Genomic DNA, 9,027 nt, shown 5'->3' with positions numbered 1-9,027 from the left:
CGGCGAAGTCGACGTCGTCGTTGTTGGGGACGATCAGGTCGGTGGCGCCGCCGTCGCCCAGCTCGGCGAGCATGGCGGGGTGGACGGCCACGGTGCCGGCGAGGCCGACGGCGGTGCGGAGCAGGGGAAGCGTGGCGAGCGCGTTGGCGCCCTCGCCGAGGCCCAGGCCCAGGTCGAGCACGGGGGTGAGGCCGAGGAAGTCGCCGCCCTCCTTGACCAGTTGCAGGCCGCCCGAGTCGGCCAGCAGGCACCAGTGCTTGGCCTGGCTGCCCAGGTCGCGGGCGATCAGGCCGGCGGCGATGCCGAGCGGGCCGTCGACGAGGACCGGGAGCCTGCGGGAGGTGGCGCCGAGCATCGCGCCGACGGCGACGGCCATGTCGGCGCCGCCCAGCTCGCGGAGCAGGTCCTTGGCGCCGCGGGGCTCGCGGCGGATGCGGTGCAGGGCGTCGCGGACGGCGGAGGCGCGGCGCATCCACGACTCGTCGTCGTACGTGCCGCCGGGCAGCAGCACGCGGGGCAGGATCGCGACGGCCTCGGCGCCGGTGGTGGCGGCGGTGACCGCGGCGGCGACCGCGTCGGTGCCGACGCCGATGGAGGCGAGCACGAGCAGGTCCTTGCCGGCGTCGGCGGCGGCCTCGGCGAGCTGCCAGCCGGTCTGCAGGTGATGTTCCACCTCGTCGGCGGTGAGGACCGGGCCGTCCTCCATCGCGGTGGACTCGGCCGTGCGCATGATGGCGATGTCCGCGCCCGCGGCGCCGGCGAGGCGGCTGAACACGCCCTCGCCGTTCTCGACCTGGGCAACCCGGCGCTCGACGTCGACGAGGTCGTCACCGGCGCCGGCGGCACCGGAGTGGCGGGCGGAGAGCAGCAGGACCCGCACGGACGACCAGGGCTGCGGGGTGACGGTGCCCTGGGTGGCGGCGGCGAACTCGACGGCGCCGGTGAGCCGGCCCAGGCCGGAGCCGGGGAAGTCGACGGTGGCGAGGCGCTCGCGGGCCTCGGGGCCGGTCTCGGTGTCGGGCAGGGGCAGGTCCATGCCGGGTTCGAAGACCGGGCGGGCGCCGATCGCCGGCAGGCTCATCGTGGGCTCGTCGAGAACCCGGGCGAGCGGAGTCGGCTCGGTCTCGGCGACCGGGGCGGGACTGACAACCGGCGAGGCCGGTGGCGGCACGGGGCTGACGACGGGAGACGCGGGCGCGGGTGCCGGCCCGGTAGCACGCGGGCCCGGTTCCTGCGGTCGGGCCGGTGCGGAATCCCGTACAGAAAACGGGTCCTTGAGCCAGACGGCCTGGCCCGCGACGACCAGCGCGACCCCGTCGCAAGCCTGCGCCAGAGCCTGGTTGGTGGTGCCGAGAGCGTCGGCGAAGGCGCGCCCCACCGGGGTGGTCGGCACGAGCGTGAGGCCCACCTCGGGGCTGACCAGCACCACCCGGGCCTCGCAGCCCCGCACCGCGGCCGCCAGGGCGTCCACGTCGGCCTGGTCGTCGTTGGGCTGGCGGGCCGGGTCGAGCAGCGCCGCCACCCAGCCACCCAGGTCGTCGACCAGCAGCGTGTCGTCCGGCTTGGCCTCGATGAGCAGTTCGGTGAGCCGGGCCGGGTCGGCGCCCGTCTCCTCGGTCGACCAGGCCTGCGGGCGGCGCCGCTGATGGGCCTCGATCCGCTCCAGCCACTCCGGGTCGTCCTCGCCGCCCACGGCCGTGGCCACATATCGGACCGCGGGGGCGTCCGCCACGAGCGATTCCGCGAACTCGGACTTGCCGGAGCGGATGCCGCCGAGCACCAGGACGGTGTGCCACCGATCATCGGACATGCCCCGTACCTTAAGGCCGGGGCGCACAGCGCGACGCCGTAGGGTGGAGACGCACCGACCGAGGACGTGAGGGGGCGGCGAATGCCGTGGAGTTGGCGGTACGAGAACGTCGACGGGCAACCGGTGGCCGGGCCGCCGGAGACGTTCAGCAGCCAGTCCGACGCCGAGTCGTGGATCGGCCAGGAGTGGCGCAGCCTGACGGAGGCCGGCGTGACGAGCGTGGTGCTCGTCGAGGACGACCGGGTCGACTACCGGATGAGCCTGCTGCCGGCGGAATGACGTGACTTACGAACCGGTCTACACGCGCACGCCGCGCAACGCGTTCATCCCGAGCCCCGTCTTCGTCGGCATCGTCGCGGTCTTCGTGGTCAGCGGCTGGATGACCTGGACGGGGTTCGGCAACGTCCGGGTCGACGTCTTCCTCTTCATCGTCGCGGGCTGGCTGGTCTCGCTCTGCCTGCACGAGTACGCGCACGCGCTGATCGGCTACTTCTCCGGCGACCACACCGTGGCCGAGCGCGGCTACCTGCGGCTCAACCCGCTGAAGTACACCAGCCCGCTGCTGTCGATCGTGCTGCCGGTGGTCGTGGTGATCCTCGGCGGCATCGGCCTGCCGGGCGGCGCGGTCTGGGTCGACCACCGCTACATCCGCAGCAAGGTGAAGGACTCGCTGATCAGCTTCGCGGGCCCGTTCACCAACGTGATCCTCGCGCTGCTGGTGGCGATCCCGTTCCTGGCCGGCGTCGGCCCCACGCTGGTGCCGTCGGTCGGGGGGTACGCGCTGAGCGGCTCCACCGAGCACCTGGAGTTCTGGGCGGCGCTGGCGGCGCTGGCGTTCCTCCAGATCACCGCGAGCGTGCTCAACTTCCTGCCGATCCCGGGCCTCGACGGCGGCGGCATCATCGCGCCGTGGATGAGCCCGGCCTACCAGCGCGCGTGGAACCTGTTCGCGCCGTACGGCTTCATCCTGCTCTTCCTGCTGCTCTGGCAGACCAAGGTGGGGCAGTGGTTCTACGACGTGGTCTTCTGGATCGCCGAGAAGATCGGCCTGTCCGAGGCGCTGATCCAGGTCGGCCTGGAGTTGATGCGCTTCTGGTCCAGCTGAGCCGGACCAGAAGCGCCTTGCCCCTACGGCCGGCGAGCCGGTGACTTGGTCTGGGCGGGGTCGCGTTCGACGACCTCGTCCAGGGCCGCGTCGATCGCCTTCATCAGGTCCGCGTCGAGCTTCACGCCCGAGGCGGCGGCGTTGTCCCGCACCTGCTCGGGGCGGGACGCGCCGATGATGGCGGCCGAGACGTTCGAGTTCTGCAGCACCCAGGCGACGGCGAGCTGGGCCGGCGAGAGGCCGGCCTGCTCGGCGAGCGGCTTCAGCTTGGCGACCGCGCCGAGCACGTCGTCGCGCAGGAAGCGGGCGATGAACCCGGCGCCGCCCTGCTGGTCGGTGGCGCGCGAACCCTGCGGCGGCTGCTTGCCGACCTCGTACTTGCCGGTCAGCACGCCCTGCGCGATCGGCGAGAACACGACCTGGCCGATGCCGAGCTCGATCGAGGTGGGCACCACCTCGGCCTCGATGACCCGCCACAGCGCCGAGTACTGCGGCTGGTTCGACACCAGCGGGATCTTCAGGTCCTGCGCGAGCTCCCAGCCGGCCCGGATCTCCGAGGCGGTCCACTCCGAGACGCCGATGTAGAGCGCCTTGCCGGAGCGCACCACGTCGGCGAACGCCTGCATGGTCTCCTCGAGCGGCGTCGAGTAGTCGTAGCGGTGCGCCTGGTAGAGGTCGACGTAGTCGGTCTGCAGGCGGCGCAGCGAGGCGTCGATCGACTCCATGATGTGCTTGCGGGACAGGCTGCGGTCGTTGGGGCCAGGCCCGGTCGGCCAGAAGACCTTCGTGAAGATCTCCAGACCGGCGCGGCGCTCGCCCTTCAGCGCCCGGCCCAGCACCTCCTCGGCGCGCCCGCCCGCGTACGCGTCGGCGGTGTCGAAGGTCGTGATGCCCTCGTCGAGCGCCGCGCGCACACAGGCGACCGCGGCGTCCTCCTCCACCTGAGAACCGTGCGTGATCCAGTTGCCGTACGCGATCTCGCTGATGAGCAGGCCGGAACGGCCCAGATGACGAAACTCCATGCCCCCGACACTATTGCCTTTTCACAGAACCGGCCGGGCGGCGGGCAGACGACGCTCGATCTCCTCGATCACATCGGTGCGGTCCTTGTACTTCAGCTCGACCAGCGGCGAGCCGTCACGGCCGAGCGCGCCCCACAGCCCGAACTTGTCGCCGACCAGGAATCCGGCGGGGTGGACCCGCACCTCGGCGTACTCGGGCGCGAGCACGACCCGCCCGTCGCGGTCGATGACGGCCTGCCGCTCGCCGCTGCGGACGACAGCGAGCCCGTCGGAGGTGAAGCCGTCGATGTGCTGGCCCGTGGCGAGGACGGTGGCGAACTCGTCGTACCGCGGCGCGACGACGACCTGGCCGTCCCGGTCGACGGCGCCCCAGCCGTCCGCGGTCTTCACCAGGGCGAGCCCGTGCAGGAACGGCTTGGCGTCCTCGAAGCCGTCCGGTCTCGGTTCGGCGGGCTTCTCCAGACCCAAGATCTCTTCCTCGGTACGGGGATAGGGGCCCCATCCCTCGGTGGTCAGTCCCGTGATCGTGTCGAGGGCCAGCTCGATCCGCTCGATGAGGTCCGGATCGGTGCCCTTGCGCAGGTCGAGCGCGGTCTCGAAGTGGTTGACGGCCTCCAGGTAGCGCCCCTGCTCGAACGCCGACCGCCCGGCAAGCTCGTGAATCTCGGCTTGCAGGCGCGTCGGCAGCTCCGGCGACGCGGCCGCGGCGTACAACCGATCGGCCTCGGCGTATTCGCCACGCCACTGCCGCACATGCGCGAGCCGCCCCAGAACGGTCGCCTCGAGCACCGGATCGGCGGCCCGCCTGGCATGCTCGAGGGCCTCCTCGGCATCCTCCAGCGCGTCGTCGAGCTCGTCGAGCAGCCGCTCGGCCACGGCCCGCAGGCTCAGCAGGCGGGCCCGCACGGCGTCGCGCTCGGCATACTCGAGCTTGTCGGTGAGCCGGTCGATGACGACCCCCATGGGGTCACTCTCCTCGATCCGCTCCCGCAGCGTCGCCGGATCAAAGACCCAGGGGTACGCCGAAAGCACCTGCTCGGGATCCGCCCGCCGCGACTGCGGGGCGACCTTGTCACCGCGCTGCCGGATGGGGGCCGCGGGCACGCGCGGGACCGCGAGAACGGCTTTCTGGGTCTCCTCGGTCACCAGCTCGGCGTCGACGATCTCCTCGACGGGGTCCTCGGGGTCCTCGGGGTGCTCGGGGTCCTCGGGGCTCGCGGGGGGCTCGGACTCCAGCAGCTCGGCGTCGACGGTGTCCTCGTTGCCCGCGGTGTCGGCGTTGCCGAACTCGGCCGACGGGGACTCGGCGACCTCCAGCAGGGCGTCGGCGGGGTCCGGGTCTTCCTCGAAGCGGGCCCAGTCGTTGTGGGGGAGCTCGATCTCGATGTGCTGGCCTGTCGGGGGGAGGTCGTCCTCGGCGGGGGTGAGGTCTTCGTCGGTTTCGTCCGGTTCGGTCGTGCCGTGGACGGTTTCGTCCTGCTCGGTGTCGTTTTGCTCAGCCGGGTCGTGGTCGGTCTGGGCTGTGGGGGGCTGGGCGTCCTCCTGCGCGGCGAGGGCCGGCTCGGTGTCGTCCTGGTCGAAGTCGGGCGAGGTCTTCTCGGTCTGGTCTTCCTCGGCCTCGTCTTCTTCGACCTCGTCTTCGTCGGCCTTGTCTTTCTCGGCCTTGTCTTCCTTGGCGGCGGCCAGTTGGTCTTCGTGCTGCTCGGCCGTGACGTGCTCGTGATCGTCGTCGGTCTGGCCTGCCAGGGCGTCTTGGGCCTCGTGGTCGGCGACGTCGAGCCGGTTCTCGTCCGGCTCGGCGTGATCCTGCTGGGCCTCGGCGTGGTCGGCCTGGTCTTGCTGAGCCCAGTCGTGCTCGGCCTGGGGCCGGCCGACCTCATCGGGCTCGGCCTGCCCTTGCTCCGAAGCGGCCGGCTCGAACGGCGCGGGCTCGGGGTGGTCGTGCTCCACCCCGATCTGCTCCGGGTTGGGGTGCTCGACCTCGGCCTGTTCCGGCACTGGGGTCGCGACCACGGCTTGCTCGGCTTCGTCGTGCCCGGCTTCGTCGTGCCCGGCCTCGTCGTGCCCGACCTCGTCGTGCTGGTGCGCGGCCTGCTCGGCTTCGGCGTGGTCGACATCGTGCGGTTCGGCCCGGTCCCGCTGCGCGGGGTGGTCGCTTTCTTCCTCGTCGAGCACGTGTGGGTCTGAGGCGGGGTGCTGGTGAGCGACCTGCTCGGTTGCCGCCGGCTCCGACGCGACCAACTCGTGGGCGACCTCTTCGGCCTCCACCGGCTCGGGCGCCGAGTGCTGTCGGACGGCCTCTTCGGCCTGGCTCCACTCTGACTCCGGGTGCTGGTGAGTGCGCTGTTCGGTCTCGGTCCGCTGGGATGCCGGGTGCTGGTGGGCGACCTCTTCAGCCTCTGCCTGCTCGGGAGCCGAGGGCTGGGGGTCGGTTCCTTCGGTCTGGGCGGACTTGGGTGCCGGGTGCCGGTGGGTGGGCTGGTCGCTTTCGGTCCACTCGGGTGTCGGGTGCTGGTGGGCGACCTCTTCAGCCTCCGCCTGCTCGGACGCCGAGGGCTGGGAGTCGGCCTCTTCGGTCTGGGCGGACTCGGGTGCCGGGTGCCGGTGGGTGGGCTGGTCGTTGTCGGTCGGCTCGGGTGCCCGGTGCTGGTGGGTGAGCTGGTCGTCGTTGGCCGGCTCGGGTGCCGAGGGCCGGGGGTCGGCCTCTTCGGTCTGGGCGGACTCGGGTGCCGGGTGCCCGTGGGTGAGCTGGTCGTCGTCGGTCGGCTCGGGTGCCCGGTGCTGGTGGGTGAGCTGGTCGTCGTCGGTCGGCTGGCTTGCCGAGGGCTGGGGGTCGGCCTCTTCGGTCTCGGTCCACTCGGGCGCCGGGTGCTGGTGGGTGGGGTGTTCGGTCTCGGTCCACTCGAGTGCCGAACGCTCGTGGGCAAGCTGGTCGCCGTCGGTCGGCTCGGGTGCCGAGGGCTGGGGGTCGGCCTCGCCGGTCTCGGCCGGCTCGGGCGCCTGGTGCCGGTGGGTGAGCTCGTCGGCCTCGGTCGGAAGCGGTTCGGCGTGGTCGTGGGCGACCTGTTCGGTCTCGGTCGTCTCCGCGGTCGACTGGTCGGCGACGGGGTCGGGTGCGCCGAGTTCCGCCGCCGTTTCGTGGGTGGCTTCGTGCTGATCGGCTTCCGGGGCGCCGGCCGGCGGCGTGGCGGGCTGCTCGGCGAGTTCCTCGTCGGTGGGCGGAACGAACCAGTTCTGCTTCTCGGGGGCGGCGCTTACCGGGCGCACCTCTTCGGGCTCGGGCTCTGCTTCCGCCTCCGCCTCTGCCTCGATCATCGCCAGGAGCGGCTCCGGCGGCGGCAGCGGTGTGATCGCGCCGAGGCCGCTCTGGGAGAGCAGCCAGCCGAGTCCGCGCGGCTGCTCGCTGTCGCCGGCCTCTGAAGCCGCCGGCACACCGGACGCGGGCGCGGCCGGCGTCCCCGGGGCGGGCGTAGCAGAAGTGGACGCAGCGGTGTGCGGCACCGCGGACGCGGGTGTGGTGGGGCCGGGCATCGCGGACGCGGGTGTGGTGGGGCCGGGCATCGCGGATGCGGGTGTGGTGGGGCTGGGCATCGCGGACGCGGGCGTGGTCGGGCCGGGCTCTGTGGAGGCGGGCACGGATGGGGTGGCCGTTGCGGAGGTGGGCGTGGCTGGGCTCGGGGCCGCGGATGCCGGAGTGGTCGGGCTGGATGCCGGGGTGGCCTGGTGGGGCACGGCGGAAGCCGGCGCGGCCGAAACGGCCCAATTGTGCGCCGGGTCGTGGGCGGCCGGTGCGTCAGCGGCGGGTAGGCCGGTGATCGGCGCGATGCCGGAGCCGGCGACGGGGCCGCTGGGGAGCACGGGCTGGGCGGGCAGCGACGAGACGGGGCCCACCGACGAGACGGGGCCCACGGACGGGTCGTAGTGCTGCTCCGGTTCGCGGTCCTCGTCGGAGACCAGGTAGGGCGGCGCGGTCACAGGCTGGAGCGGTCCCGGTTCGTGGGGCTCCTGCTCTGGCGCGACCGTGTGGCGTCCGCGGGGCTCGTAGGCCGGTTGGTCTTCGTAGTACCCGGCCCGGCCGAAGTCGGCGGCCGCGGCCTGCTCGCTGGGAGCGGAGACCGGCCGTGCCGGCACCTCCGCCGGACCGGCGAAGCCCTGCTGAGGAGCCGCGGAACCACCCCATGCCGGCCCGCCCGAAGGCTGCCCGAGCACGACCGGAGGCTGAGCCATGCCCGATACCGGGCGTGCGGCCGCCGGCGGCTGAACCATTCCGGACGTCGGGTGTGTCGCTGTCGGCGGCTGAGCCATTCCGGACGTCGGGTGGACGGGGCCGGCAGCGGGTGGCGCCATCCCGTAGGCGGAGTGTGCGGGGTCCGCTGGAGGCTGCGCGACTCCGGAAACCGGATGCGTCGGTGCCGCCGTCGCGGAGATGGGCTGCGCCGGGCCTGCGCCGGGCTGCGCCACACCGGATACCGGGTGGGCCGGCCCGGTCGGCGACTGGGCCGTTCCGGAGACAGCGTGTTCCGGAACCGCTGAGGGCTGGGCCATCCCAAAGTCCGGGTGGGCTGGGCCCGCAGCGGGCTGCGCCATCCCGGAGACGGGGTTCGCTGAGGGCTGCGCCATCCCGGAGACGGGGTGCGCGGGGCCCGCTGGAGGCTGCGCGACCCCGGAGACAGGGTGCGTCGGGGCCGGCGGCCGCGCTGTGCCGGAGGTGGGCCGCGCCGAGCTTGTGGGTGGCTGTCCCGCGCCTGGCGGCGGCCAGGCGGATGCGCCGGGGTCGACCGGTGCGGAGACAGGGCGGCCGGCGGCCGGCTGGGCCGGGACCGTGGGTGGCTGGCCCGCGCTCGAAGGAGGCCACGCGTGCGCGGCGGGATCGGCCTGAGCGGAAACCGGCTGGACCGGGGCGCTGACCGGGCGAGCCGGTCCGGTGGGACCGGCCTGACCGGGGACGAAGGGTGGCTGGGCCGGGCCGGAGACCGGCCAGGCGGACCCGCCCGAGTGAGCCGGCGCGGAGACGGGGTGGCCCGGAGTGGCCGGTGCCGGCGCGGAGACGGGGTGGCCCGAAGTGGCCGGTGCCGGCGCGGAGACGGGGT

The 9,027-nt window shown here is 73.3% G+C and carries 5 protein-coding genes; 2 read left to right on the top strand and 3 right to left on the bottom strand.

Features of this window, described 5'->3' with window-relative positions; all coding sequences use genetic code 11:
- The coding region (locus Ade02nite_RS34050) for a bifunctional adenosylcobinamide kinase/adenosylcobinamide-phosphate guanylyltransferase (RefSeq protein ID WP_203772815.1) at positions 1 to 1,810 on the bottom strand (1,810 nt) is incomplete at its 3' end.
- 81 nt (positions 1,811 to 1,891) lie between these two features.
- Between Ade02nite_RS34050 and Ade02nite_RS34045 the strand changes: the two genes are divergently transcribed.
- Positions 1,892 to 2,089, top strand: coding sequence for a hypothetical protein (locus Ade02nite_RS34045; protein WP_203772813.1), 198 nt, complete (start codon positions 1,892 to 1,894; stop codon positions 2,087 to 2,089).
- Between the two features lies 1 nt (position 2,090).
- Positions 2,091 to 2,915, top strand: a complete 825-nt coding sequence (locus tag Ade02nite_RS34040; protein WP_203772811.1) for a site-2 protease family protein — start codon at positions 2,091 to 2,093, stop codon at positions 2,913 to 2,915.
- 23 nt (positions 2,916 to 2,938) lie between these two features.
- Here the strand turns inward: Ade02nite_RS34040 and Ade02nite_RS34035 are convergent, their stop codons facing one another.
- Entirely contained in the window at positions 2,939 to 3,937 is a 999-nt protein-coding gene (locus Ade02nite_RS34035) for an aldo/keto reductase family protein (RefSeq protein WP_203772809.1), read from the bottom strand.
- A gap of 21 nt (positions 3,938 to 3,958) precedes the next feature.
- Positions 3,959 to 8,164 (bottom strand): WG repeat-containing protein, encoded by a 4,206-nt coding sequence (locus Ade02nite_RS34030; RefSeq protein WP_203772807.1) that lies wholly within the window; start codon positions 8,162 to 8,164, stop codon positions 3,959 to 3,961.
- Positions 8,165 to 9,027: the final 863 nt, after the last annotated feature.

Origin of the sequence: Paractinoplanes deccanensis (assembly GCF_016862115.1) — a bacterium.
Lineage (GTDB): Bacteria > Actinomycetota > Actinomycetes > Mycobacteriales > Micromonosporaceae > Actinoplanes > Actinoplanes deccanensis.
The sequence above is the reverse complement of the archived record's forward strand: the minus strand, read 5'-3'. Positions and strand labels throughout refer to the sequence as shown.

Coding starts and splice junctions, on each gene's coding strand:
- Ade02nite_RS34030 (WP_203772807.1), bottom strand. CDS start 8,164: ATGGCTCAGCCTCCGGTCGTGCTCGGGCAGCCTTCGGGCGGGCCGGCA.
- Ade02nite_RS34035 (WP_203772809.1), bottom strand. CDS start 3,937: ATGGAGTTTCGTCATCTGGGCCGTTCCGGCCTGCTCATCAGCGAGATC.
- Ade02nite_RS34045 (WP_203772813.1), top strand. CDS start 1,892: ATGCCGTGGAGTTGGCGGTACGAGAACGTCGACGGGCAACCGGTGGCC.